This is a genomic window from Nocardia sp. CA-129566 (assembly GCF_050956075.1).
Taxonomy (GTDB): Bacteria; Actinomycetota; Actinomycetes; order Mycobacteriales; family Mycobacteriaceae; genus Nocardia.
Window position 1 is genome coordinate 6,276,113 of sequence record NZ_CP192085.1, and the last position, 25,868, is coordinate 6,301,980.

General features: G+C 63.4%; 25 protein-coding genes and 1 pseudogene. 5 read left to right on the top strand and 21 right to left on the bottom strand.

The genetic code is table 11. The annotated features are described in order from the left end of the window. Positions 1–239: 239 nt before the first annotated feature. Positions 240–764 (top strand): annotated as a pseudogene (locus tag ACQP0C_RS27420) (hypothetical protein); the annotation flags it as partial. Between the two features lie 310 nt (positions 765–1,074). Here ACQP0C_RS27420 and ACQP0C_RS27425 read toward each other — a convergent pair. The 7 genes from ACQP0C_RS27425 to ACQP0C_RS27455 form a co-directional block, all read right to left on the bottom strand. Next, positions 1,075–1,383 carry a transposase gene (locus tag ACQP0C_RS27425; RefSeq protein ID WP_433724482.1) on the bottom strand — a complete coding sequence of 103 codons (309 nt, stop codon included), beginning with the start codon at positions 1,381–1,383 and terminating at the stop codon, positions 1,075–1,077. A 162-nt stretch (positions 1,384–1,545) separates the two neighbouring features. Next, positions 1,546–2,199 (bottom strand): hypothetical protein, encoded by a 654-nt coding sequence (locus tag ACQP0C_RS27430; RefSeq protein ID WP_433724484.1) that lies wholly within the window; start codon positions 2,197–2,199, stop codon positions 1,546–1,548. A 236-nt stretch (positions 2,200–2,435) separates the two neighbouring features. Further along, positions 2,436–3,699, bottom strand: a protein-coding gene (locus tag ACQP0C_RS27435) for an IS3 family transposase (RefSeq protein WP_433724486.1) whose coding sequence is annotated in 2 segments (ribosomal slippage) — positions 2,436–3,405 and positions 3,404–3,699 — 1,266 coding nt in all. Because the reading frame shifts where the segments join, the coding sequence is not laid out codon by codon here. Positions 3,700–4,362: 663 nt separating this feature from the next. Next, positions 4,363–5,235: a TIGR03621 family F420-dependent LLM class oxidoreductase gene (locus ACQP0C_RS27440; protein ID WP_433724488.1), complete on the bottom strand. Its 873-nt coding sequence runs from the start codon at positions 5,233–5,235 to the stop codon at positions 4,363–4,365. 503 nt (positions 5,236–5,738) lie between these two features. Next, complete coding sequence (locus ACQP0C_RS27445) at positions 5,739–6,413, bottom strand: DUF6461 domain-containing protein (protein ID WP_433724490.1); 675 nt, start codon at positions 6,411–6,413, stop codon at positions 5,739–5,741. Between the two features lie 329 nt (positions 6,414–6,742). After that, the gene (locus tag ACQP0C_RS27450; protein ID WP_433724492.1) at positions 6,743–7,141 is read right to left on the bottom strand and encodes a VOC family protein; all 399 of its coding nucleotides are present in this window, start codon (positions 7,139–7,141) and stop codon (positions 6,743–6,745) included. A 477-nt stretch (positions 7,142–7,618) separates the two neighbouring features. Then, complete coding sequence (locus ACQP0C_RS27455) at positions 7,619–8,062, bottom strand: hypothetical protein (protein WP_433724494.1); 444 nt, start codon at positions 8,060–8,062, stop codon at positions 7,619–7,621. A gap of 281 nt (positions 8,063–8,343) precedes the next feature. Between ACQP0C_RS27455 and ACQP0C_RS27460 the strand changes: the two genes are divergently transcribed. Continuing rightward, positions 8,344–8,910 carry a hypothetical protein gene (locus tag ACQP0C_RS27460; protein ID WP_433724495.1) on the top strand — a complete coding sequence of 189 codons (567 nt, stop codon included), beginning with the start codon at positions 8,344–8,346 and terminating at the stop codon, positions 8,908–8,910. Positions 8,911–9,372: 462 nt separating this feature from the next. Here ACQP0C_RS27460 and ACQP0C_RS27465 read toward each other — a convergent pair whose 3' ends face one another. Both ACQP0C_RS27465 and ACQP0C_RS27470 read right to left on the bottom strand, forming a co-directional pair. Then, positions 9,373–10,086 (bottom strand): hypothetical protein, encoded by a 714-nt coding sequence (locus ACQP0C_RS27465; RefSeq protein WP_433724497.1) that lies wholly within the window; start codon positions 10,084–10,086, stop codon positions 9,373–9,375. A gap of 582 nt (positions 10,087–10,668) precedes the next feature. Continuing rightward, the gene (locus ACQP0C_RS27470; RefSeq protein ID WP_433724499.1) at positions 10,669–10,971 is read right to left on the bottom strand and encodes a transposase; all 303 of its coding nucleotides are present in this window, start codon (positions 10,969–10,971) and stop codon (positions 10,669–10,671) included. A gap of 376 nt (positions 10,972–11,347) precedes the next feature. On the opposite strand from ACQP0C_RS27470, the gene ACQP0C_RS27475 reads away from it, so the two are divergent. From ACQP0C_RS27475 to ACQP0C_RS27485, 3 genes are read left to right on the top strand one after another with little or no spacing between them, the layout of a single operon-like run. Further along, positions 11,348–12,091, top strand: coding sequence for an SDR family NAD(P)-dependent oxidoreductase (locus tag ACQP0C_RS27475; RefSeq protein WP_433734669.1), 744 nt, complete (start codon positions 11,348–11,350; stop codon positions 12,089–12,091). Between the two features lie 10 nt (positions 12,092–12,101). Beyond that, positions 12,102–13,313, top strand: coding sequence for an acetyl-CoA C-acetyltransferase (locus ACQP0C_RS27480; RefSeq protein WP_433724501.1), 1,212 nt, complete (start codon positions 12,102–12,104; stop codon positions 13,311–13,313). Between the two features lie 22 nt (positions 13,314–13,335). Then, a complete protein-coding gene (locus ACQP0C_RS27485) occupies positions 13,336–13,641 on the top strand; it encodes a DUF3263 domain-containing protein (protein ID WP_433724503.1) in 306 nt (101 codons plus the stop codon). Between the two features lie 172 nt (positions 13,642–13,813). Here ACQP0C_RS27485 and ACQP0C_RS27490 read toward each other — a convergent pair whose 3' ends face one another. The 12 genes from ACQP0C_RS27490 to ACQP0C_RS27545 form a co-directional block, all read right to left on the bottom strand. Next, positions 13,814–14,551, bottom strand: coding sequence for a FadR/GntR family transcriptional regulator (locus tag ACQP0C_RS27490; protein ID WP_433724505.1), 738 nt, complete (start codon positions 14,549–14,551; stop codon positions 13,814–13,816). Between the two features lie 124 nt (positions 14,552–14,675). Next, positions 14,676–15,869 carry an acyl-CoA dehydrogenase family protein gene (locus ACQP0C_RS27495; RefSeq protein ID WP_433724507.1) on the bottom strand — a complete coding sequence of 398 codons (1,194 nt, stop codon included), beginning with the start codon at positions 15,867–15,869 and terminating at the stop codon, positions 14,676–14,678. Continuing rightward, on the bottom strand, positions 15,866–16,795 hold the full coding sequence (locus tag ACQP0C_RS27500) for an HpcH/HpaI aldolase/citrate lyase family protein (RefSeq protein WP_433724509.1): 930 nt from the start codon (positions 16,793–16,795) through the stop codon (positions 15,866–15,868). Before ACQP0C_RS27500 ends, ACQP0C_RS27495 begins: the two co-directional genes overlap by 4 nt. A 4-nt stretch (positions 16,796–16,799) precedes the next feature. After that, positions 16,800–17,558, bottom strand: coding sequence for an SDR family NAD(P)-dependent oxidoreductase (locus ACQP0C_RS27505; protein WP_433724511.1), 759 nt, complete (start codon positions 17,556–17,558; stop codon positions 16,800–16,802). A gap of 14 nt (positions 17,559–17,572) precedes the next feature. Continuing rightward, positions 17,573–18,721, bottom strand: coding sequence for an acyl-CoA dehydrogenase family protein (locus ACQP0C_RS27510; RefSeq protein ID WP_433724513.1), 1,149 nt, complete (start codon positions 18,719–18,721; stop codon positions 17,573–17,575). After that, the gene (locus ACQP0C_RS27515; RefSeq protein ID WP_433724515.1) at positions 18,718–19,500 is read right to left on the bottom strand and encodes an enoyl-CoA hydratase/isomerase family protein; all 783 of its coding nucleotides are present in this window, start codon (positions 19,498–19,500) and stop codon (positions 18,718–18,720) included. The genes ACQP0C_RS27510 and ACQP0C_RS27515 overlap by 4 nt, the downstream gene beginning before the upstream one ends. Continuing rightward, entirely contained in the window at positions 19,488–20,750 is a 1,263-nt protein-coding gene (locus tag ACQP0C_RS27520) for a CaiB/BaiF CoA transferase family protein (protein ID WP_433724517.1), read from the bottom strand. Before ACQP0C_RS27520 ends, ACQP0C_RS27515 begins: the two co-directional genes overlap by 13 nt. Further along, entirely contained in the window at positions 20,743–22,416 is a 1,674-nt protein-coding gene (locus tag ACQP0C_RS27525) for an AMP-binding protein (protein WP_433724519.1), read from the bottom strand. Before ACQP0C_RS27525 ends, ACQP0C_RS27520 begins: the two co-directional genes overlap by 8 nt. Then, positions 22,413–23,414, bottom strand: coding sequence for an acyl-CoA dehydrogenase family protein (locus tag ACQP0C_RS27530; protein WP_433724521.1), 1,002 nt, complete (start codon positions 23,412–23,414; stop codon positions 22,413–22,415). The genes ACQP0C_RS27525 and ACQP0C_RS27530 overlap by 4 nt, the downstream gene beginning before the upstream one ends. Next, on the bottom strand, positions 23,411–24,187 hold the full coding sequence (locus tag ACQP0C_RS27535) for an enoyl-CoA hydratase-related protein (RefSeq protein ID WP_433724523.1): 777 nt from the start codon (positions 24,185–24,187) through the stop codon (positions 23,411–23,413). Before ACQP0C_RS27535 ends, ACQP0C_RS27530 begins: the two co-directional genes overlap by 4 nt. Continuing rightward, entirely contained in the window at positions 24,184–24,951 is a 768-nt protein-coding gene (locus ACQP0C_RS27540) for a 3-hydroxyacyl-CoA dehydrogenase family protein (protein WP_433724525.1), read from the bottom strand. The genes ACQP0C_RS27535 and ACQP0C_RS27540 overlap by 4 nt, the downstream gene beginning before the upstream one ends. Next, a complete protein-coding gene (locus ACQP0C_RS27545) occupies positions 24,948–25,817 on the bottom strand; it encodes a 3-hydroxyacyl-CoA dehydrogenase family protein (protein ID WP_433724527.1) in 870 nt (289 codons plus the stop codon). Before ACQP0C_RS27545 ends, ACQP0C_RS27540 begins: the two co-directional genes overlap by 4 nt. Between the last annotated feature and the right edge of the window lie 51 nt (positions 25,818–25,868).

Sequence of the window (25,868 nt, forward strand, 5' to 3'; positions counted from 1 at the left end):
GCTGCTCTAGCGCACCGTGTTTCGCCCGCTATTTCGCCGCTGTGCACCGCAAGAATTGATGGACACTCCGCAATCTCGCGCATGGTCGACGAACCGGCCTCGACGTGTACTGGAACTCGGGGCCGACTGGTCGACTGTTCGAAATCGGCTGCGTGAGAAGGGCAATGGTACATGCGCGAAGGTTGGGTAACCGAAGTTCTGGCCAGCTACGAGAATGACGATGCCCCGCCCATGAATATCTCCGAGACGACGGCGACTGGATCACGGTCAGCCGACACGGTCTGCTGCGGGGAGTGCGGTCGGCCGCACCGGGATGGCGGGAGGCCGGTCTGCGGCCCGGTGACCGGGTTGCGCTGGAAGCCACCGACCCGCATATCTTCGTCCCGGCCTTTCTCGGCGCCCTGTGGTCCGGAGTGGTTCCCGTCCCGGTGCCACCTCCGCCTCCGCCGCGACGTCGCACCGCCTGGAGCGCCAACGTGGCGGCAATGGCACGCATCGCGCAGGCCGCGGCGATCGCGCTGTGCGGCGACACCGAACCGCCCGCGGACAGCGGTCGGCCGATCGTCCTCGACACCCTGGTGACGGCAGCGCCGGACGACTCGACTCCCCACCGTCCCGAGTCGGACGCCCGTAGGAACCTTCGGCACACCGACCAAGCCGAAGAAGCAGCGCAACGGGCGCTGGCGGACCACTGTCCGCTACTACGGTGCGGGCGGTGCGCAGCAGCTCGAGTGCATGGGTGTCAGTGCCGACGACGCCCGTAACCGGCTGGCGGAGGCCATGCGCGATTACCGCGAGCAACTCAGGCGTGATCTCCGGAAACGAGAAAATCCCTTCCGATGCTGGTCGGAAGGGGTTTCGTGCGTCGGGCTGACAGTGGCCTCGCGTCTGGCTGCGCTAAATGGGCCTGCGATACCAGCATCGCGTTTATAGATGGTTGGTGCGGCGAGATGGGAATGCAGCTTCACTACAAGACGGTTTTGAGCGATTTGGACGAGCCGTAAACCGCCGGTGGACTGGCCCTAGTCGGTAGTGGGTTGCGGATTTCAGGGGCTCGCTACCTGTACGACTGAACTATTCGACACCTACTCCCCCCGCTTCCGTGTCGGCCAGGGCCAACAACGCGGTCAGCACTCGATCCCAGGTGCCGTCGGCGGCATAGCGGCGATAGCGTTTCCGCACCGTCTGCCACGGCCTGAAGTGTTCGGGCAGGTCCCGCCACGGCACGCTGGTCCGCAGCCGATACAACATCCCCTCCACGATCAGTCGATTGTTGGTGAAGTTGCGACCCACGTGCCCTTGCGATTTCGGCAGCAGCAACTCGAGCAGTTCCCACTGTTTGTCGGTCAGTACCTGGTATCGATCGCCGATCACGGTCACCACGGCGGCCATGATGCACGACCGGCCCCGCCAACGGGGCCGATAGATTCACCTTATCGGGCGACTCGACCTAGTCGATCACCCGATTCGGGCCGCTGAGCTACAGCTCGGCGGCCCGAGTTCGTATGGCCGCCAGGCGGTTTCAGCCGGTCGAACCGACAGGAATCAGGGGCGCAGTAGGGGATGTCCTACGAGCGCGGCGGCCCAGAGCTTTTCCGGGACATCGTTGGTGTCGCCGTCCAGGAACTCAGGCAACAGGATGTCAGCCGCATCATCCGCGTCGGAGTCTTCGAGGTATTCGCCCTCGGACATGCGCAGCCGACGGGCCTTCAGATCATCGACAAAGATGACCTCACCCCTGTCCCATGTTTCGAGCCACGCACTCGCAGATGCAGCACCGTGTACGACGAGCATTCCCATGTCGGAGAGTTCCGTCATCAGCAGGCCCCCCACAGTGAGTGAGCCGCCGATGAACAGATTGCTGTCCATGAGGCACATCAGGTGCCGCGCGGTGACCGAGCCGGTGACATAGAGCGGTGTGTAGACGTCTGCGTTCAGAAAGCGCATCGGCCCATTGACCGTCAGGTCGCCGTCGATGACGTAAACGGTGTCGGGCGCCAGACCAGGGTCGTTCCCTATCGACAACGGCCCGTCAATGGTGAGATCGCCGCGGTGGACGAAGAAGTCCTCAGATTCCTCCCCGAAGAGGTCTTCCAGGTCCTCCACATGGTTGTCGCTGGCTTTGCAGATGTCGTACTGCTCTGCCGCCTCGGCCAACGGTACTGATTCCCAACGCGTGCACCACTGTTCGAAGGACACCTGACTCCTCGCGTTCTATCCGATCTCGCTTGCTGCGCAACGAGTCTCGCACACGCCGTCACTCCCCCACAGACCTTCGCCACGCCAGCCGGTCGGCGTCACCAAACCCGGGTCCCGCAAGTACGCTCTGGCGCATCAAATTTGGCCATATTCACCGTTCTGCCGCGGGCCGACCTGGATGCCGAATCAGAAGGGTGCTCGGAATCGCCATGAATCCGCCCGGTGAGTCCGGAGACTTATTGGTGTGACAGCTCGGCGGGTTGCCGGGCTGGTTGTTGAGCGTAGTAGGCGGTCTCCATCTCGGCGGGCGGCATGTCGCCGCAGTGTTGGTAGAGCCGCCGTTGGTTGAACCAGTCCACCCATTCGGCGGTGGCCAACTCGACCTGATCGACCGTGCGCCACGGAGCGCGGGGCTTTATCAGCTCAGTCTTGAACAGGCCGTTGATCGTCTCGGCGAGGGCGTTGTCATACGACGAGCCGACCGCCCCGACCGAGGGCTGGATGCCGGCCTCGGCGAGGCGTTCGGTGAACGCTATCGACGTGTATTGCGATCCTCGATCATTATGGTGGACAACATCTTTCACGTCCCATCCTTGCCGCTCACGGGTCCAGATCGCATGCTCGATGGCGTCGAGCACCAGTGAGGTGGTCATCGACGTGGCAGTGCGCCAGCCGATGATCCGCCGCGCGTAAGCGTCGACGACGAAGGCGACATACACCCACCCCGACCACGTCCGGACATAGGTTATGTCCGCCACCCACAAACGATTCGGCGCAGACGGCGCGAATCTGCGTTGCACCAGATCCTCCGGCCGTTCCGCCGCGGGATCGGCGATGGTGGTGCGTTTGATTTGTCCGCGCACCGCACCACGCAGCCCGGCCTGCCGCATGAGCCGTTCGACCGTGCAGCGGGCCACTGCGATGCCTTCCCGATTCAGTTGCAGCCACACCTTTCTCGCGCCATACACGCCGAAGTTCTCGGCATGCACACGCCGGATCTGCGCAGTCAGTTCCTCGTCGCGGTTCTCCCGTGTGGTCGGGGTTCGGTTGCGGTGTTCGTAATAGGTCGATGGGGCGATCTTCACGCCGAGCTCGGCGAGCACGGCGCAGATCGACTCGACACCACATCGCAGGCCACCGTTGTCACGATGGCCCCGGTGTTCGCTGATATACCTGACCGTCAGCGCTGTGGCCGGTCCAATTCGACGCGAAGAAAATCGAAGCCGATTTCAGAATCGCGTTGGCGCGCTCAAGTTCTGCGTTCTCCCGCCGCAACCGCTTCAGCTCCGCGGACTCCTCGCTGGTGATGCCCGGCCGGGCACCGGTGTCGATCTGGCCCTGCCGGATCCACTTACGGACCGTCTCCGCCGTCCCCACACCCAGCAGGTCGGCGACCGCCTTCATCGCGGCCCACTCCGACTCGTGCTGATCACGGATTTCCACGAACATCCGCACAGCCCGCTCACGCAGCTCGGCAGGATACTTCTTCCTCGACGACACGACTCCATCCTTCACAGAAGATGAAGTCCCCGGACTCACCGGGGCGATTCATCAGGATCTCTGCTGGCGATCCATTCCTCGCTCCACAGCTCCAACCACGGTCTCCAGTTCATTCCATGAACGCTACGACCAGCCGCCGACAAGTTCGGCATCGGTGCAGGCCGAGATCATGGTGAGGAGAGGCACTGGCCCTTCTTCGACATAACTGCAAATGCCGCTGGGCGCGCGTCAACCCGGTGCGGTAGGTGGGACGACGCGTCGCTGTCATCATTCGTGAACATCGGCTCACCGCCGAACGCCAGCGCTGTTGATGTTCGCGAACAACTGCTGTCAGGATTGGGTTCTGGCCCACCTTCCGTGACGAAAGGTGTTGTGCCGCAGAACCACAGATCTGGCGTCATCGTCGCGCGGTCGTGAGAAGCACGCGTTTGCGTAGCAGTGGAAGGCCAGCCCTGCCGAACATCTGCCTCTTGATCATTTTGATGTGATTGACCCGGCCCTCGACCGGACCGGAGTTCCAGCGCATGGTCAGACCGGCAACGTGCGCTGGTGTCGGAGCGAGGCGGGCGCAACCGGCCAACGCGCGCTATTCGACCCAGTGGGACCGTGATCCGGCTGGATGTCGTCCTGCTGGCGGCCCGCTGCTGCAACCGCTCGGGCCGGCTACTTCAGTAGTTCGATGACCGGTGCGAATCTCTCCATAGCCGGTTCCTGCACAGTGAAATACGTGATTCCGTGGCGCTCGCGGAATTCGCGCACGTTTTCGGCGATCTGCCGAGGAGTGCCGACCATGACCGTGGGGGTGGCATCGATCTGGTCGTCGGTGAATCCGGGCAGAAACGCGCGCACCTGTTGGCCAAGGGTGTCGCGTTCGGACGGGGAGGCCACGCCCCAGATGGCGACGTTGATTTCCACCTGATCGCGACGCTCACCGAGCAAGCCGCGCACGTACTCGGCGCGTTCGGCGAGCGTGTCCGGGTCGGCGGCGGTCGGCAGCCCGGATTTCGCGGGCACGGCACCGGACAGACTCACCACATCGGCGTGCTGAGCGGCCATGCGCAGCAACCGTTTTCCCCATCCGGCGATCAGCACCGCCGGGCCTTCCGGACGCGCGGGCGCCGGGCGGTAGCCGGGGTCGGCGTAGAGCTTGCGCATGGTGAGCACAGTCTGCTCGACATGGTCGATGCGGGCGCCCGCGCCCGCGAACGGTATTGCGGCGGTGTCGAATTCGCCCTCTACGTATCCCGCGCCCAGCCCCAGCTCGATCCTGCCTCCACTGAACTGGTCAAGTGCGGCGATATCGCGAGCGAGCAGCACCGGATTGTAGAACGGCGTGTTCAACACAAAGGTGCCCAGCCGAATTCGCTCGGTAGCCTGCGCCGCCAGCAGTAACGTCGGCAACGGAGCCAGCACACCGAGGTGATCGGGCACCGCGAGTACGTCGTAACCGAGCATCTCCGCACGGCGAGCTTGACTTACCCACTTCGAAGGCGAGTTCGGGAACGCGATGTTGACCCCGAAGCGAAAACCAACCATGTCTCGTTTCTACCACCACCCGCGCAGTCGACACCGCACCAGCGTCTCGTCGGCAGCGGACCCGGACCACTCGGCAAGGCGGACACCACGACGCACTGCCATGCCGCCTATCGCGCGGTCGGACAGCCTGTCTGGCACTCGAAATGCCTCCTGGGCGCTGACTGAATCGGCCGACCCGGTTGGTGGTGGAACTGAGAGAGGAATTCTGAGCTGTTCTTCGCGCTGCTCATGCGACATGGAGTACGTACTGCACACATCTGGCCGGGGTGAGATGTCCGTTACACACTCCTCGAATACCCGAACACAGGACGCAGACGACGATGTCACCGGTTCTATACCAAGCGGGGCCGGTTTCCGCGTGCCCGGGCCGAGATCTCCGACGCCGCGGTCGACTACGTCGCCCGGCAGGTGGATGTAGAGCGGACCGAGATGCGTTCTACGACTTCACCGGCCGTACCAGCAAGCGCACCGGGTCAAGCGGTGGTGTGGTCGGGAGGTGACCATCAGGCGATAGGTCCGACGAGCAGGGGCTGGTCCAGCATGTCTGCCGTGAACGACACCCCAGTGACCTTCGCCGCCAGGGCGAAGGCTCTCGGCACGACGGCGCTGTAGCTGATGTCCCAGGCGTCCGAGTCGCTCTCGTCTTCATCGGCGTCATAAACATAGTCATCGTCGGTCATGTCCAGCTCCATGCCCAGCTCGCGCATGTAGTCGTTGAGCCGGTCGGGGTCGCAACCCCAACGGATATGCGGGTACTCCAGTCGGTGGCCGGTCACGATCGTCCCGTCGATCGCGTACTCGAGGCTGTGCTCGGCGTAGCCGTGGATGGTGATCGCCAGGACCTCACAGTCTCGCGATAGTTCCGCCAGCGTCTTACGGTCAGTCATCCACCACCCGACCGGTTCGATGGCCACGCTCCATGCACCGGCCCGAAACACGCCCACGTGACCGCCTCCGTGCCCGCCGCCAGTCTTGCCGAGGAACTCGACCATCCTGTCGTTGAGCTCTTCGAAGTCCGACTCCTGGCCGGAGTCGTCGCCTTTGCTGAAGCGGCGCACCACCTCCGACGGGTCGAGGTTTCGGAAGAAGCCGACGCTGAAGATCTCGCCCAGCGGGTCCGCTTGGCTCTCGGATGCGTTGAGCCACTGGAGTGGGGCCAGGGGATCAGTTGTCGCCATATGGGTCATGGTGGCAGACCCCACCGACAACTATTCGATCGTCTGGAACGCCTGATCGACCCACTGTCCTCAGCGCGGACTTCCCGTGGCTCCGTTGACGTCCGACAGGCTCGCCGGGCCGGTCCGCCAGGGTCAGCAGATCACCGGACTTGCTACCACTGGCGACCATCCTTGCCGCGCGGCGAGGTGGCCCTCGGCACCGAGCACATCGGATCGACATCCGGGACCGCCCGAAAGCACGGAAATGCCGCTGATCGCGCTGATTGAAGCGACCATTTGCACTGGCCGCCATCGAGTCCATGGCTTCGACGGGCAGGCGATAGTCGGGATTACGGAGACGCTGGGCCGAGCAGGTCCCACCGGTTCCTGGATATGTCCAGGAAGACAACAACCCGCCCGTATGGCTCGCTGCGGGGATCACTGACGAATTCCACTCCCGCCGAGGTCATTCGCCGATACGCCGCATCGAAGTCGTCGACACGAAGGAAGAACCCGACACGACCGGCCACCTGATTCCCGATCGCCGGAAGCTGTCGATCGCCATCGGCCCGAGCCAACAAGATCCCGGTGGACGCTGCCGGCGGGCGAACGACGACCCACCGCTTCGGACGACCGTCGTTGGTCAGCGCGAGCGAGTCCTCGACCAGATCGAAACCCAAAGCCCCGACGAAGAAGTCAATCGCTGGGTCGTACTCGGTGACAACAATCGTGATCAGTTCCAGATGCACGTCGCGAGCCTAAGACGTCCCGCATCCGAACATCCTCAATTGCCGCCGCGCGGGCGTTTGAATGAGCGGTTCGGCGAGCTATTCCGGGTCGGGGCCATTGCCGGTGACATGGCACTTGGTCGTGCCGAGCGGGGCCCGCCGAAAATCGAGGCTAACGACCCGGCCGAAAAGCAGACGGTGCCCCGCATCCTTGCGGTGTATTCTCCATAAAACCCTGTGTCCCAGTAGAATTGGAATGCACAAGACGGGCTAGCACCCGAAATTGATATCTACGGGAGTACAAATGAATAATCGCGCTGTTGCGCGCGCGGACGGCAAGGACGCCTGATGCCACGCGAACGAATCAAGCCCGGACGGCACGGGAAGATCGCAGTCACTGTCGTTCGGGATGCAGTCGGAAACCGATCCGACACGTAGCGAAGACCAGGCTTCGCGACCTCGACGGCGCCCTGCGGAAGGTGGAAGCGACCGGGAAAGCTAAGACCAAGGCCATAGCTCGATGAACAGGCTACCCAAACCGATTGGCACCTTCGGCAAACCCAGCGCCCCCAAAAAAAACAGAAGAACGGTACGTGGCGCACCACGGTGCGCTACTACGGCACAGTTGGAGCAAAGCAGATAGCCAGGTTCGGCGAAAGCGCCGACGACGCTCGCAACAAGCTTGCCGAGGCGATGCGGGATTACCAAGATGTCCTTGGCAGCACGCGAATTACGCGCAATACCAAACTGATCGACCTGGCGGCTGAACTTCTTGCAGAACTCAGCAGTGACGACTCCTACACCGAAGGGAATATCGAGGACTATCGCCGTGAGATCTATGTGTCGACCGACAAGCGGGCGAAGCCCAACACGATCAAGATCGAGAATTCTGTTGGTCATTTGCAAGTCTGGCAAGCCACAGCGGGTGAACTGGATCGACACCTCAAACGGCTCATCGCGCTGAAGCTACGCCGAAAAGCCAAGCAGCACAAGATCATCCTGAAAGCGATGATGGCCATCGCGGTCAGGCACGGCGCACTCGACACGAACCCCATCGCGATGGGGTTGCCTCTTTCACCAGGCGCAAGAATCAGGCCCGCGGCAAGGTCAAGGACCAGCAGGCCTTGCCCGCCTTCAGGGCGCAGGTTCGCACCTGGGCTCGCGGTGAAGCGATCCCAGGCACCCCTGCCCACAGGTCGGGGCCGAAGCGAGACTGGACGCTGGTGTGGGTCATCGACGTCATCACCGGCACCGGGATGCGTCCGCACGAAACATTCGCACTACTGCTGGACGAGATCGACGTGCAGGTGGGCGATCCATACCTCGATGTCACCGGCACACTGATCGAAGTGCGCGGTGAAGGCCGCGGCGGATGGGAGCGCAAGCCGGTACCGAAGACCGACAACAGTTGGCGCCGCATCCTGCTGCCCCCGCACTCCGTCGAAGCGGTCAACGAGACGATCACCGAGCTGAAGGCATCCGGTAGGCCCAATCCGATGGGGCTGCTGTTCCCATCGCGCGTGGAGACACCGCGAAGCCCGACCAATTTCGGCAGGGTCTGGCGAGCGGCCCGTGGCACCGAGTTCTCGTGGGTGACTCCGCGAACCTTCCGCCGAGGCGCGGGAACCGAGGTCGACCGGGTTTACGGCGACCCCGGGCGGGCGGTCCGCCAACTGGGCAACACCGAGGCGGTGGCCAAGAAGCACTACATCGACATCCCGCAGACCGCGCCCGACACCGGGACGTGCTCGAACGATGGGCCACCGGCCGGTAAGGAGGCCAAAGTGTGACGTTTCTGTGGAGTAGCCTCGAATCTCACCAGTGGGATTCACAATAAAACCCCTTCCGACCGAGGTCGGAAGGGGTTCTGCACTGTCGGGCTGACAGGATTTGAACCTGCGACCACCTGACCCCCAGGGAACCGCATTTCATCCTGTGGTGTCCGGCTGCCGCTTTCCCGTCCAGGTCGAAGGCTTTTCACCGTCCAGTTCGTATTGCCTGGTCCGCGTCGTATCGGCCCGTCTTGGCAAGATATTGGCAAGCTCGATATCACCTCTAACCAGCACGGACGCGTTCATGAGGGACATCGGTGCCGCGCCCACCGATACCGCAAGCGCGGCAAACGAACTCGCCGATGTTCTCGACGAGGTCCGCAGCATTCCACAACTAACTGTGTGATTTCAGCACCCGCCCGACCTTGTCGCACACCTCCATCCAGCAGTTGGTGCATGGCTTTGCTAAGGGCAACTAGATCAACCATGTGTCGGTAAGTCGGGGAGCGGTAGCGAATCGTTGTGCCAAGGATTTCTCGCAGCCTCGACAAACGTCTCGATAAGGAGCACCGACAACAGTACCACCCAACATAGGACCTCGGCGATCAGATTGCCGTGAGATCTCTGCACAACAATAGCGAGCGAGCCAGCGATGATAACAAGTATCGCCACGGCGATTTCGTGCTGTATCCGCACTTGATAGCATCGATCAACATGACGCTTTGACTCGATCCACCCAGGGGCCTGTTCATCACCGAGGCTCAATGCAACTCTACCGATATGCAGATAAATCGCCTCAAGGCCACACCAGAGCCCAAAAGTAAGCCCCATTGTTGTAATTGAGATACAACTGAAGGGTAGTGCCGTTAGCAGGAATAACCAAGGACCCTCAAGCGCGTAGTCCGCGATTCTGTGCATCTTAGGAGAGTTCTCGATGGTATAGTCCCACCACTCGGCCATATCCGGTTCGATTGAACTCATAAGATGGACTCTGCATACGACGATAGCGAACGCTGCAGCGCTGAGATATGGGTTCAGAACAAAGAACCAGGGCAGACCTTGACTGGATTGGCGGATTGCGAAGTAGGCGATGAAGACCGTCATGCCAGCGAACAGGAGCCCACGCAGATTCAAGCTCTCGACGGTGTTGGACCAATGCCCATTATGATTCTTTTTAACGAGACTCTTGTTCAAACTTTCACCGTACACAATCGCCAAAATTGCCGCCGACGTACACTTTGTCACACAGACCGACACATCCCTTGAAGGCTTTCGCCAGGATGGCCGAAGAGTAAGGTTTGGATAGTTCCTGGAAAGGCTGAATATTGCCTGTCCGTAGGACAGCCGGGCTTGAGCCTTCGTTGGCACTACCAGTCGCACCCGAAGGCAATGCTATGGGCGCAGCCGTCCGCTGTCTCCGCTTACACGCAATTCCGGCCAGTATTGACCCACCGAGCTGCGCAGACGGCAGCAAATATCCCAACTGATCACGGCGCGAGCTGATATTTGCCTGTACGGCCGCACCAGGTAACGAGTGTTCTCGACAGCACCACCGGAAAAAGATCCCCCGTCGGCGCGCAGGCACCTGCGGCGTCGAGCACGCTGCGTAAACCAGAGAGGCAACAAGTAGCAGGGCACGCGTCAATTGGGCGGTTGCGGCGCGCTCCTATCAAGCCACGAACTCCACCGGTCGGGCCCGGTGGGGCCGCACATCGCGACAGGCCACCAGTGTTCACAGCCGGGGCAGCGAAGAAAGGAGCGAACCCCACCGGGCACTTACGATCTTGACATTGACGCGAAGAAAATCGAAGCCGCTTTCAGAATCTCGTTGGCTTCCTTCAGATCTCGCACTTCTCGTTCGAGTTCCTTGATCCGTGCCTGCTCCGCCGTTGTCGCCCCGGGAGCTTTGCCGGTGTCGATCTGGGCCTGCTTCACCCAGACACGCAGCGTCTCGGCGTGAACGCCGAGTTTCGGTGCGAGGGCCTGGCAGGCGGCATACGCCGACGGATACCCGCCGAGTCGGTCCATCACCATCTTCACCGCACGCTCACGCTGCTCGATCGGATAACGCTTGGGCATGGGCCACATCCTCCACAAAGAAGGAAGCGGCAAGAAAGTCGGGGCGGTTCACTCGGCGCGCCGGTCAGGACCGCCGAATCGTTGCGCTGATTCTCGGCATTGTCATATTCCAACCGTCGCTGCTCCAGATGCGCAGGAACCTACCGGCACTTCGTCGACCCGGCTCCTGATCTGATCATGGCGCTGCGCGTGGCACACGACCGAAAGCTGTTGGCGCTGGGTAGATCCTGGGCCCCCGCTCCGCGGCTGGACGTGTTCGAGGACTGCGAGGCGTTGGTTCCGGCTGCAGTATCGCGCTCAGCCTCGGCGTCAGGCCAGGTTCAAAGCATTACACTTCAATATTGACATTGTGGTAATTGTCAGACAACATGTGGACATGTCGCCTTCAGTCGCCATCGTCACTGGTGCCAGCCGCGGATTAGGCAGAGCCATGGCGCTCGCTCTCGCCGAGTCGGGGGTACAGACCGTTCTTGCGGCGCGCAGCGCCGACGAACTCCGGTCCCTGACGGAAGAGATCAGCGCACTCGGGGTGAAATCTCTTGCCTGCGTTACCGATATCTCGGACGAGTCCTCCGTTGACCGCCTCTTCGCGACATGCCTGAACGAACTCGGTCGACTCGACATTCTGATCAACAACGCCGGTGTCGCGTTGCAGCGGAATCTCGTCGATCTGACCGATGCGGACTGGCAACGCATCTTCGACATCAATGTCCGCGGCATGTTCCACTGTTCACGTGCTGCGGCAAGACATTTCGCGTCGGTCGGTTCCGGGCGGGCGGTGAATGTTGCCTCCGTGTTCGGCCTCGTCGGCCGACCGGGATACACGTCCTACTGCGCTTCTAAAGGGGCGGTGATCAACTTCACGCGCGCGGCTGCCGCCGAATGGGCACGGTTCGGCGCACAGATCAACGCGGTCGCACCTGGCTACATCGCCACCGACATCAATGCCGAGTTGCGTGGAAACGCCGAAGCTATGAAGAAGGTGCTTCGCCGCATCCCTGCCCATCGAATGGGCGAGCCCGAGGAAGTCGCCAACGTAGTCCGGTATCTGGCGCTGGACGCCCCGACCTTCCTCACCGGCCAGACCATCGCCGTCGATGGCGGCGAATCCAGCGTTTAGGAGATCTTTCATGCGCGACGCAGTCATCTGCGAGCCCGTCAGGACACCGGTCGGCCGCTACGGCGGCGCCTTCAAGGACGTTCCGGTGGCTGAGCTTGCATCCACTGTCATCAGAGGCCTCGTCAACCGGACGGGCATCGCTTCCGCCGATGTCGACGATCTGATCTTCGGGCAGGGCTACCCGAATGGCGAAGCAGCTGCACTCGGTCGGATTGCCGCGTTGGATGCCGGGCTGGACATCACGGTCCCAGGGCTTCAGGTCGACCGCCGGTGCGGATCAGGGCTGCAGGCGGTGATCTATGCCTGCATGCAGGTCGCGAGCGGCGGGTCGGACTTAGTCCTCGCCGGCGGCGCTGAGAGTATGAGCCAGACCGAGCTGTATCTGGCGGACGCTCGGTGGAATCAAGGCGGAACTCCTGTCGTGAAGGATAGGCTCGCCGAGCCTCGCACGAACTCTGGGGGTAAGCGATTCCCGGTACCGGGCGGAATGATAGAAACCGCAGAGAATCTCCGGCGTGACCATGGAATCAGCCGCACCGAGCAGGATGAGTGGGCGCTGCGCTCGCACCGCCGCGCGGTGGGAGCGATAGACCAGGGGCTGTTCAACGACGAGATCATCCCGGTCATCCTCCCCGCCACGCGGAAGACCCCAGAGCGGGTGATCGTCCGCGACGAGCATCCACGGCCGGACGTCTCCATGGACAAGCTGGCCGCATTGACTCCCCTGCTCGCGTCTGTCGACCCCGAAGCGACTGTCACAGCGGGCAATTCGAGCGGCCAGAACGATGCGGCCGCAGTGGCGATCGTAACGACACCAGAGCGGGCCGATGCCCTCGGCCTGCGCCCCTACGGCAGGCTGGTCAGCTGGTCGCTGGCCGGGGTGGAGCCGTCACGAATGGGCATCGGCCCCGTCCCCGCGACACATGCGGCGCTCGTGCGCGCAGGGCTGCAGTGGTCCGATATCGACCTCATCGAACTGAACGAGGCCTTCGCGGCCCAGGTGTTGGCGTGCTTCCGCGAATGGAAGTTCACGGAAGCTGACCTCGACAGGGTCAACGTGAACGGTTCAGGTATCTCGCTCGGGCATCCGATCGGTGCGACAGGAGGACGCATCATGGCGAATCTGCTGCGGGAGATGCAGCGTCGGCAGGCGCGCTACGGGATCGAGACGATGTGCATCGGCGGCGGCCAGGGTCTAGCCGCCGTGTTCGAGCGGATGTGAATGGCGACCAAAGAGCAATTGTATGTGTACCCGCAGGAACCCAACCGTCACGCGAATCGACGCCCTGGTGCACAAGGCCCGCGAAATCGCCGACTCCGCAGGGATTCAGATGAGCCCGCACGAGATCGACATCCTGGAATTCGCCACCGAATGGGCCCCGTACGGCGGCAACGACGAAGAGGCTTACGTCCGGTTCGGCCTCACCACCAGAGAATTCCACACCCGCCTGATCCGCCTGCTCGGCTCCCCCGCCGCCCGCGCCCTCGGCAATTCGACCATCGCCAAACTCCGCGACCAGTGCATCGATCGCTTGTCCCGGCCTTCCTGACCGGCGCTCCGGAAATGCGGGTCTGGTTCGCGGCCAAGCGGTGGGACGGCCTACGCGTCGACCACACCCGGGTCGCGTCGGCACGTCATCGCTACGGGTGGCTTCGATGAAGAGGCGATTCGAGGAGGGCTCCGGTAGTGGAAACCTCCCCGAATCGTTGCCCTGTTGGGCCTCAGGATTTGGTCTCGGGGTAGTCGCGGCTCCGCCGACGGACGTACGTCAGGTGTTCGTGCATCGCCTCAGCGGCCGCTTGTTCGTCACGGGCCTCGACCGCCTTGATGATCCTCGTGTGCTGACGGATCGTCTCGTGACCCACCTCCGGCGTCAGTTCGAGGTAGCTGACCGGCGCGGTGCACGCATGTAGTGCCTGCACGAAGGCCACAAGTAGACGGTTCTCTGTCGACTCTGCGATGATGCGGTGGAACTCCTGGTCCAGTACCGAGACCTGAGGGTCGAACAGGTCGATTGTTTTCTGCCGCGAGATGACCGCACGTGCGGCAGCGACCTGCTCGTCGGTGCGGTTGCGCGCCGCGAGGCGGGCGCAGGGAACCTCGACGATCTCTCTGGCCTCGCTCACTTCCTCGATGTTGAGAGATCCGAGCCGCAGCACGTGCAGCATGGAGTCCTGGAGCATCCGACCCAGCGCCTTGCTGTCGACCTCACGGACGAAGGACCCGCCGCTGACGCCGGGGATCTTGCGAACCAGTCCGGCAGCCACCAGTGATCCGAGTGCCTCTCGGACGGTCGGCCGGCTGACACCGAACATGTCGGCCAGCGCGTTCTCCGACGGCAACTTCTCTCCCTGCGCGAACCGTCCGTCCAAAATAGCGTCCGTGATCTGCTTCTGTACCTGTTCACGTGGCCGAAGCACCTGCTGCGCAACGAACGGCCCAGCCTCTGGCCCTGTCATTGATCCATCCCCTCACGCGCTGTAACCCTTGATGCAAGCTTAACAGTCGATGAATTGCCTGACTGTTACCAGTTCGGAAACCGGTCGAGGGCCACGGTGTGCGTATGACCCCCGACCTCATCGTTCAGAGCTGGTATTCCTTCAGCAAACTCCGACCGATGATCAGCTTCTGGATGTCGGACGTACCCTCGCCTATGAGCATGAAGGCTGCCTCGCGGTAGAGGCGCTCGATCTCGTACTCCTTCGAGTAGCCATATCCACCATGGATCCGGAACGCACTCTCGACGACCTCGTTGCAGTACTCGGATGCCAGCATCTTGGCCATCCCTGCCTCGACATCGTTGCGTTTCCCGGAATCCTTCAGGCGAGCCGCGCGAACGACCATCGAATGGGCCGCCTCGATCTTGGTGGCCATCTCTGCCAAGCGAAACAGGATCGCCTGGTGCTGGGCAATCGGCTTACCGAACGTCTCCCGCTGCTGGGCGTAGGCAATGGCAAGTTCGAACGCTCGATTCGCGATGCCCACCGCGCGGGCACCTACGTTGACCCGGCCGACCTCGACCCCGTCCATCATCTGGTAGAAGCCCTTGCCGGGGACTCCACCGAGGATCTGATCGCTCGACGAACGATGCTCGTCGAAAACCATCTCCGTGGTGTCGATGCCCCTGTAGCCCATCTTGTCGATCTTGCCGGGGATCGTGACGCCCTCGGCTGTCTCGCCGAACCCGGGCACCTTCTCGACGAGGAAGGTCGTCATGTTCCGGTAGACCGACTCGGCCCCCTCATCGGTCTTGGTCAGTACCGCAACGAGATTCGAGGATGCGCCGTTGGTCAGCCACATCTTCTGGCCGGTGATCGAGTACGAACCGTCGTCGTGCCTGGTCGCCTTCGTCGTGATCGCCGCGACATCCGAGCCGAGCGCAGGTTCGCTCATGCTGAACGCACCGCGTACCTCTCCCGTCGCCATCCGCGGCAGGTACCTGCGCTTCTGCTCCTCGGTTCCGTGCCGCATCAGCATGTAGGCGACAATGAAGTGAGTGTTGATCACACCGGACACGCTCATCCAGCCTCGGGCGATCTCCTCAACCACCAACGCATAGGTCAGCAGCGACTCACCGACTCCCCCGTACTCCTCTGGGATCATCAGCCCGAATACGCCGAGTTCTTTCAGACCGTCGACGATGGCCGTGGGGTATTCGTCGCGGTGTTCGAGTTCGGTGGCAACCGGAAGGATCTGCTTGTCCACGAACTTCCGCACGACTTCGAGTACCTGACGCTGGTCCTCGGTGAGGCCGTCTGTGGTCACAAGTCGACTCATGGGGTTCCTTTCATGGGAGCCTCACCATTCACGCGTGTGGTGGGCTCGATCCTGGCGATGATCCGCTGCGCCCATTTCTGTGTGGCCTCGTCCACCATCACCCCGTCGAGGACGGCAACGCCGCTCCCCATCAAAGCCGAGTGATCGAGTGCGGAGACGATGCGTGTGGCCAGTGTCGTTTCTTCTGCGGTAGGTACAAATTCGGCGTGGGCGATCTCTATCTGCGCGGGATGCAGGAGCAGGCGTCCGTCGAATCCCTCACTGGCACACCGCATCATGTCCACGCGAAACGGCTCCGCATCGCGGACCTGAGTGAAGGGTCCGTCAACGGCAAGCTTGTCGTTCGCCCGCGCAGCGCCGACGATCGCCAGTCGCGCCGATTGCTGAAGATCCCCTGCGGCACCGGCCCGGAATCCCATCGATGCACGGTGATCGACCGCACCAAAACACAAGCAGCGCAGGCGCTGCCCAGCGGAGGCGATGGAATCGAGCTGAGCGAACCCCGCTGCATCCTCGATCAGCGCGTCGATGCGAATGCCGCCCGGCACGAGGCTGCCCTCGCATTCGAGTTGGCCGAGGATCCGATCGAGACAGATCACGTCGACCGCCGACCGGGTCTTCGGCAGCATGATCGAGTCGATGTTCGCACGGCACCCACGAACGAGTTCGGCGACATCGGTAAGAAGCCACGGCGATTCCCAAGCGTTCACGCGCACACTCAGGCGCGGGCTCGACCAACCGCCCGAGGAGATAGCGTCGACTGCACACTGTCGGGCAGTCTTCTTCTCCTGCGGAATCACCGAATCCTCCAAGTCGATGATGATCATGTCGGCCGGGGCCGTGCGCGCGGAGGCCAGGAGGCGTTCATTCGACGCGGGGACGAACAGGCACGATCGCAGCCCTGTCGCCGGCTGGGTGGTTGCCATCGTGCTAGTGGGCGAAGTAGTGCATGCCGCCGTCCACAGGAAGCACCGCGCCGGTGATGTAGTCCGCCAGCGGTGAGGCGAGAAAGGCCACCGCATGACCGATTTCATCGGGCTCTCCGAAGCGGCCCACCGGAATGTTCCGGCGGATGAACTCATCCCGTGCCGCAGGGTCCGGATGCAGCCTGTTCATCGTCTGCTCGCTCGTAATCCTGCCCGGTGCAATGCAATTGACGGTGATACCGTCGCCGGCGACATCGCACGACAGACCCTTGGACCAGACGTGGAGCGCTGCCTTCGCAGCAGACGCCGCGTTGAGCGAGCGGGGCTCCATAGAGCCGCTGACGTTGATCACACGCCCCCAGCCGGCGTCCTGCATCGCGGGCAGCAGCGCCCCGGTCAGCCTCCGCGCCGCCGTGAAGTTCAATCCGAGGGCTTCGTCCCAGAACTCGTCTCCCGCATCCAGCGGAGTGGGCCGTGACCCACCGGCATTGTTGACGAGAATGTCGACGCGCTCGCCCAACGCCGCGACCGAATCAAGCAGGCGCGAGACCCCGTGTCCGCTCGACACGTCAGCGGCGACGACCGCGGGAGTTTCATACCCCAGTTCGGCAACACTGGCGGCCACCTGCTCGAGTTGGTCACGTCGGCGGCCGGTGATGATCACCCGGGCACCAGCACTACTCAGCACATGGGCACATCCAACGCCGATACCCGAGGAGCTTCCCGTGACCAGCGCAACCTTGCCACGCACATCAATCTGCATCGAACTCTCCTTGATCACTGGACTGCGGCCGCATCGATGCGGATCTCGCGGGCGATGAGCATGCTCTGAACCTGATTCGTGCCGTCGTAGATCTCGGTGATCTTGGCGTCCCGCAGCCGTCGCTCCGCACCGAGGTCACAGCGGTCACCGTCATCGCCGAGAAGCGCGACACATTCGGCCGCCACCCGCACGCCGAGCGCCGTGCAGTGCAACTTGGCCACCGACACCTCTACGGCGGCAGGCGGCGCCCCTGCGTCGACGAGGTCGCACACAGCACGCACGAGCGCGCGACCCGCGGCGATCTCCGATCGGATGCGCGCAAGGTCGAACTGAAGGTCTTGCGCGTCCCGGCGCTGAGCCGAGAGCAGTCCGTCACCCATGAGATGCCGGACTGTTGCGTCGAAGGCGCCTTGCGCAAAACCGACGCCCTGGGCGGAGGCGCTGATCCGGGAGTTGAGGACCGACCGGAGCAGCAGCGGATATCCGGCGCCCTCTTCTCCCAGACGCCACTCGGCGGATATTTCGCAGTCAGTGAACGTGAGCTCGACGGTTGACGCACCCTTCTGGCCGAGCTTCTTCATCGGGCGACCGGCATCGAACCCTGGGAGGTTCTCGGTGGCCACCAGGAAAGCGGTGATGCCGTCCTTGCCGAGCGCCGGATCGACCGTGGCGAACAGGACGATCACATCGGCCACATCACCATTCGAGATGAAAATCTTACTTCCGTTGATGATGTAGTGATCGCCGTGCCGAACAGCGGCTGTGCGCATGGCCGCCACATCGGAACCCGCCTCCGATTCCGTCAGGGCGATCGCCCCGATCGCCGCCCCCGAACACAACGCCGGAATCCACTTCTCAGCCTGCTGAGCCGTGCCTGTGAGATTGATGGGGTGGGCGCAGTGCATCTGTGTCATGTACACCGTCGCGGTGGCGCCACAGGCAGCTGAAATGAGTTCCACCGCCTCCGCGTATTCGCGGGTCGGTCGGGCCTGACCACCGTACTCGACGGGCATGAGCAGTCCACCGGCGCCAGCCTCCCCGAGCGCGCGAATGGCCGCATCGGGGAAGGCCGATGTCCGATCGACCCGTTCGGCATCGGGAGCGATAATCCGCGCGATCACACTACGGACGGCCGCAAGTTCATCCGACTCCTGCAGCATCATGACGAGCTTCCTCTCGTGAAAGTCGGTGGCCTGCGCTCAGCGAACGCGGTGATTCCTTCCTGGCCGTCGGCCGACGCGATCGATGTCGCTGCCAGGGCAGCTTCGTAGTCGAGCGCGGCCGGACGGGCCGCCGCTCCGGCCGCGTCGAGAATGCGTTTCGTTCCCGTTCGGCTACCGGATGCAATCGATTCACTCAGTGCCCGCACAGTCGCCGCCAGATCCGCTGACGGCACCGGCGGCTGGGACAGCAACCCGACCTGCCACGCTGTCGGTGCGTCGATCGGCTCACCGGACAGCATTATCCGCAGCGCGACCGGCCTACCCGCCGCATGCAGGAGGCGTTGTGTGCCACCGAATCCGGGCATGCATCCGATCTTGGCCTCGGGCAGCCCGAAGCGGCTCGACTCGGAGGCAACGACTATGTGGCAGGCGAGCATCAGCTCGAACCCGCCACCGAGTGCCCACCCGTCGACGGCGGCGACAACGGGAACCTCAGCGTTGGCGATCGCGGTCATTACCCGGTGTCCCCGGGACAGGAAGCGATGAGCCGCTTCATAGTCCAGCCCGCGGATCTCATCGAGATCCGCACCGGCGCAAAACGCGCGGTCACCCGCACCGCGGATGACGACGCATCCGACGCCGTCGTCTGCCTGGATTCCGGCGAGGTGATCCTCGAGCGCGATCAGCATCGGACTATTGAGTGCGTTCAGGCTGTCCGGCCGGTCCAGCGTCAGCACTCTGACGCGCCCCTCGTCGTGCCTGCGTATCACGGCGCCCATGCCGCTCCCTTTCTGATCAGTTCGTCGATCTGCTCGTTCTCGAGATTCAGCTCGGCGAGTACCTCTCGGGTGTGTTGTCCCCTGAGCGGCGCCGGGGTGGCATTCGTGCGGGCGTGCGGATCGGAGGCGAGTTTCCACGGACTGGCAACGCTCTCGAAAGGCCCCGCGATGGGGTGGTCCTGCTTGACGATCCCACGCCGGGCCACCACCTGCAGATCCGCTACGACCTCGGAAAGGTGTTGGATCCGGGAGCACGGAACACCTACGGACTGCAGCATTGTCAGGGCGTAATCCGCCGTGACGGTCGAGAGGGCATTCTGAAACAGTCCGACGATCTCCAACCGGCGGTCCCGGCGCCCGGCATTCGTAGCGAGGTCGGACTGCATCGACAGATGCTCGAGACCGAGAACTTGGCAGGCATTCAACCAATGCCGGTCGTTACCGACGGCGACGACGATCGGGCGATCAGCCGTATCGAACGACTGGTAGATGGCGACGACGGAGTCGGTTCCGCCACTAGGGTACGGTTCCGGTTCGCCCGCAAGGTAACTCGCGATCCTCGGCGACAAAAAGGCGAGATCCGATTCGAGCAGGGAGACATCGATGATCTCCCCGACGCCGGTTCTTCGCTGCCGAACCAACGTGGAGGATACCGCGAAAGCTGCGATCGTTCCGGCGGCGACGTCCGACAGTGCTGTACTGACTCGCTGTGGTGCGCCGCCGGCGGGGCCGGTCACGCTCATCAGTCCGGACCGTGCCTGCGCGATGAGGTCGTAACCGGGAAGCGCCGAATCGGGCCCGTCGAGCCCGTAGCCGGACAGCGCGCAGATCACCAGCGAGGGAAAGCGCTGCGCGAGGGTGTCCAGCGCCAGACCGTGCTTGGCCAGCTTGGCCGGACTCATGTTCTCCACGAACACATCTGCGGACTCGAGCAGCTTCATCAGCGTGGCGTGGCCAGCCGGCGTGGTGATATCGAGGCAGATGCTTCGCTTGTTGCGATTGACCGACAAGAACCAAACAGCTTCGCCGTTGAGGAATGGAGGCCCCCAGCCCCGAGCGTCGTCACCACGGATCGGTTCGACCTTAACGACGTCGGCGCCCATGTCCGCCAAATACATCGACGTGGTCGGCGCGGCGTAGGAGGAGGAGATGTCGACCACTCGCACCCCTGACAGCGGCAGTCCTGCGCTCGTGGCCTCTTCGCTGCGCATGAATCTGCCCGCCACACCGGCACCGTATGTGTCAGGCAAGGTCGCCATCCTTTCGAAGTCGTTCCCGCAGCTCGACCTTGCGGATCTTTCCGCTCATCGTCTTGGGCATGTCGGTGATGACGATCAGCCTTTCGGGCAGGTAGCGCTTGGAGAGTCCGGCGTCTAGTAGGAAGACCGACAGGTCCGCAAGGTCGAGTTGGGCTCCGGCGGTGAGGGATACGAATGCGCATGCGCGCTCGCCCAGTCGCTCATCGCTGTAGCCGACGACGGCGACGTCGGTGACGCAGGGATGGCGGAAGATCAAGCTCTCGACCGCCGCAACAGGAATGTTCTCCCCACCACGAATGATGATGTCCTTGGTGCGGCCGGTGATCGTCACGCACCCGTCTGTGTCGACCACAGCCCTGTCACCAGTGACGAACCAGCCATCCGTTGCGAAGGCATCCCTGGTGAAGTCCGGCCGAGCGTAGTAGCCGGCGAACAGCCCGGCCCCTCTGATCTGTAATTCGCCTTCCACGCCTGCCGGCAGCGGGGATCGGGCGTCGTCGCACACCCGAATCTCACAGGCCGCGACGGGAATTCCGTCGGTCTCGTCGTTGCGTCCGCCGAGAGTTGGACGTCCGGAGACCGCGATACCGAATTCGGTCATCCCCCATGCCGGGATCACGTCGCAGTCCAACGCCTCCCGCGCCTCCCGCATCAGCGGACGCGGGATCGGCGCCCCCGCAACGACAACAAGGTTCAGTTCCGCTGCAGCTGCGGCGGTGAGCTTCGCGGTCCGCAACAGGTCGATGAGGAATGTCGGCGACCCCACCATGCAGGTGATCTGCTGTTCGGAGATCACTCGGGCTCCGACGGCCGGTGACCACCGGTCGACGTAGACCGCAGTGCCGCCGAGATGAACGGTGAGTAGCACGCCCCACAGGAACCCAGTCGCATGCCCGACCGGTGACATCACGAGGTTGCGCATCGGATCGCCGTAGTTTGTCGGGCCCACGTGTGCGGACCAACCACGTACCACCACATCGAGGGTGGCGTGGAGGTTCATCACCGCTTTGGGTTCGCCGGTCGTCCCCGATGTGAAGGCCAACTGTGCGATCGCGAGGGGATCGACGTGTGCGGGCCCGTCGTAGCGTCCGTGTGCGATCAGCTCGTCGAACCGCATTCCCTGGTGGCCATCGGGACCGTCGACGACGACCACAGTTACCTCATCGCGATCCGCGAGGGTCGTGGCGGCCAGTCCGGCGAGGTCGCGGCCGGCGTGTGACCCCATCACGATCAGCATGTCGGAACCGGCTCGCCTGGTCATGAACTCGATTTCGTGCGAGCCGTAGGTGATCGGAATCCCCGAATAGGTGGCGCCGACCCGCAGGATGCCGTACACCACCGCCGGAAACTCGGCGCAGTTGGACATCATCACGGTGACCACCGAGTCGGGCCCTACGCCGTTCGCGAGCAGGCCGGCCGACACCTGCCGACTCAGTGCATCGAGTTCCGCGTAGGTCAGCGTGCGGACAGTATTGCCGCGTTCGTCGACAGTGATCGCCGCTATTCGGTCGGGAAACGTGGCGACCGCGTCGTCGAGGAAGGCAACGAGGGAACGCTCGGCCCACGCGCCGGATTCGAACCGTTGGGCGATCAGGCTCGCAGTGAGGACCGTCCCGGGAAGCTCGAGGGCTCTGCGGGCGATCTCAGCGGTCGTCATCGATTCTCCTTCGCTTGTGTGTCGCCGGAACCCAGGCGCTCAGCGGCGACCAATCGCCGCGCGTTCAGGGTGCTCGAACAACGCGCTCGCAAGCTCAGAGCATCGCGTACGTAGCCGGCGACCGGGAACTCGTCGATGTATCCGTACCCGCCGTGTACCTGGACCGCCGAAAGCGCGACACCGACGGCCGCTCGGCCTGCACGGGCCGCGACCACGGCCGCGGCGACGCGACGGTCATATGGATCAGCAACGGCAGTGACAGCTGTCGTCAATAGCCCACGGGCACAGTCGATTTGGTCTGCCATCTCCGCGACAATGGCCCGGAGACCGGCGAATGATCCGATGGCGCTGCCGAACTGGCGTCGCGTCCGGGCATAGTCGACCGATACGGACAGGGCCGCATCGGCCACTCCCAAAGCAGCCGACGCAACCAGGATGTCCCAGTCGGCGCACGCTGCCGACGCATCCGGGTCCGACAGTCGGTCATCGGGACGGTCGACCGCACGAATTCCACCGAGTGCCGCGCCGCCGAGTCCGGTGCGCTTCGGCGCGTCGGTGCCCACTTCGAACTCTGTCGTCGAAACGGCACGGACGCCGGCGCCTGTGGGTTCTAGGAGAACGCCAGCGGCTGGAGTGACCACCAGCGGCGCAGTCGTCGATCGCAGCTCGCCGTCGGCCGAGCGAGCAATTGCGGCAACGGATTCGCGCTTGAACACCTCGACTCCGCGACGAAGTTGTGCACGGTGGGATACATACCGGGAGGCCAGGAAGTAGGCGACGGAGCCCGATTCTCGACCCACTTCCTGGATGACTCGAGACGCCCAGTCGAGCGAGTCGACCCCCGCGAGTTCGAATGTGTCCGCGGCAAGATCGAGCAGGCCGGTGTCGTCGAGCGGGCCGAGCATCGATGCGGCGTCGGCGTCCGCATATGGTTTCTTCGCCGCGAGTTCGCGGACCATCTGCAGTAGGTGCGTCAGTTCGCTGTCGTTCTCGGTCATCGATTGAACCTGCTCCGGTCGGGCTCACGTCGCGCCTCGAACGCGTCGGCCAGCTCGTGGCATTCCGCGGTACTGCGGTAGGCGGTCAGCAACAGGTCGTGCGCCATTCTGGCCTGACCCACGACACCCGAGTGTCGACCGGAAAACGCGGTCTTGACCGCGGAGATGGCGAACGGCCCGCGCTTACGCAGATCACCCGCGACCTCGAGCGCTCGATCGAGCGCCGACCCACCGGAGCTGATCTCGTTGACCAGCCCCATGTTCAGTGCCTCGTCCGCCGAGTACTTCTTGTTCAGGTACCACATCTCCTTGGCCCGACGGCGCCCGATCGCCTCCTCGAGGTACCACGTCCCGTATCCGGCGTCGAAGCTTCCGACCATCGGTCCGACCTGCCGGAAGACCGCATGGGGCGCCGCGATCGACAGGTCGCACACCACCTGCAGGACGTTGCCCCCGCCGACGGCGTACCCGTTGACTGCGGCGATTACAGGTTTGGGCATGGTGTCGATGAACTCGTACAGGTCGATCACGGGCATGACACTGGAGTAATCGAGCGACTCCAACGGTTCGTGCTCGCCGCCGATACAGAAGAACTTGTCTCCGGCTCCAGTCAGGATCGCGACGTCGATCGCCCTATCCTCACGGACACGCCGGAGGGCGTCGAGCAGTTCCCTCGCCGTCTGGAACCGCAGCTTGTTGGCGCGATCAGGGCGATTGATCGTCACGACGGCGACGCCGTCGCCCACGTCCATGGTGATGTCCTGGTAACTCACTTGATTCGCTCCTCCGTCAGGTCCGAAATTGCCTGGATGATCTGTTCGAGATCGGTCACGTCGACGGGCACCTCGAACGCTGGGTCACCGAAGTGGCCACGGAGGTTGTCAGCGACCCGTCTGTGGTCGTCGAGGCCGGCGCGTTGCAACGCAGCCAGGGGGCCGACGGCATGCCCCAGTCCTAGACAGACGACACGGTCTATGTCCTGCGGTGACGCGACACCGCGCGCCGCGGCGTCGAGCACCTGGTTGACGAACGGAACGAGCAACCGCCGTGTCACCCGTCCTGGAACGTCGGATACCCGCATCCACGGAGTTCCGAGCGCGTCGCTCAACGCTATCGCCGCGTCGATCGCTGCGGTACCGGTCGAGGGAGCACCGGATATCTCGACGAGCCCGCTGCCGGCCGCAGTGGGCAGGAAGTGGAATCCCGCCAATCGCTCGCCGAGTCCGGACTCGCGGGCGAGCTGCGCCACGGTGAACGACGACGTCGCGGTCAGTACTGCCGCGGCACCACTTTCCGCTAACTGGCCCAGGACGCTGATCTTGCTATCGAGCTCGTCCGGTATCGCCTCGAGTACTGCCTCGCAGTCGCCGAGTTCAGAGACGCGGTCGACGACGCTGATGGCGGGCTGGTTGTCAGCGAGACGCCCGGCTTTGTCTGCGGCCGCGTCGATCACGATCACGCGGTGGCCACCGCGCGTGAGTCCTACCGCTACCGTCGAGCCGACACTGCCCGCTCCGACAATCCCATAACGCGTCATGCCTGCTCCTTCGAGTACGTGTAGAAGCCGCGTCCGGTCTTACGACCGAGACGTCCTTCGTTGATCATCCGCACCACCGTGTCCGGTGCCCGGTAGCGATCGTCGCCGAGTTGCCTGCGCAAGCTGCTGGTCACAGCGAGGTGCACATCGAGACCGACGAGGTCGAGCAGCCGGAAGGGCCCGATCGGAAACCCCATGCCAGCGGTGACAGCGCGGTCGATCTCCTCGACCGTGGCCAGCCCGGATTCCAGCGCCCTGATGCTGTCGTTCTCGAAGGCAACCACAAGGAAGTTCGTGATCAGCCCCGGACTGTCCCGGAGTATCACCGGCGTCTTGCCGACCGACTCGAGTAGAGCGGCCGCGGAGGCGACGGTGTCGTCGCTGGTCTTCGGCCCTCGGGCGACCTCGACAAGCGGCATAAGCGGCGCGGGGTTGCAGTAGTGGGTGCCGACGAGGTTCTCGGGTCGGGCAAGGCCGTCAGCGATCGACCCGATGAGAAGGGTCGATGTGTTCGTGTGGATTCGCGTGTCGGCTGCACAGATCTCCTCGACGCGGGCCAGCACTTCGGTCTTGAGCGCCAGGTTCTCCGGGAGCGCTTCGACAACGAACTCGGCCCCGGCGATATCGGCGAGGTTCGCGACATGCTCGATTCGCCGCAGCGCCGATGTCGAGTCGGCCTCGGTCATCTTTCCGCGCCGCACGCTCTCGGCGAAGAAGTCGCGAACCATGTCGGCGGCGCGCGCCAACTGCGAGCTGTCGCGGTCCACGAGCCGGACATTGCAGCCTCCACGTGCAAGCGTCACCGCGATCCCCTGACCCATCGTGCCCGCTCCCAGAACGGCCACCACACTCTCTTTGTCAGTCACTTGACAGAGACTACAAATGTCTTACAGTTTACGCAAGAAGTGACCGTGAAC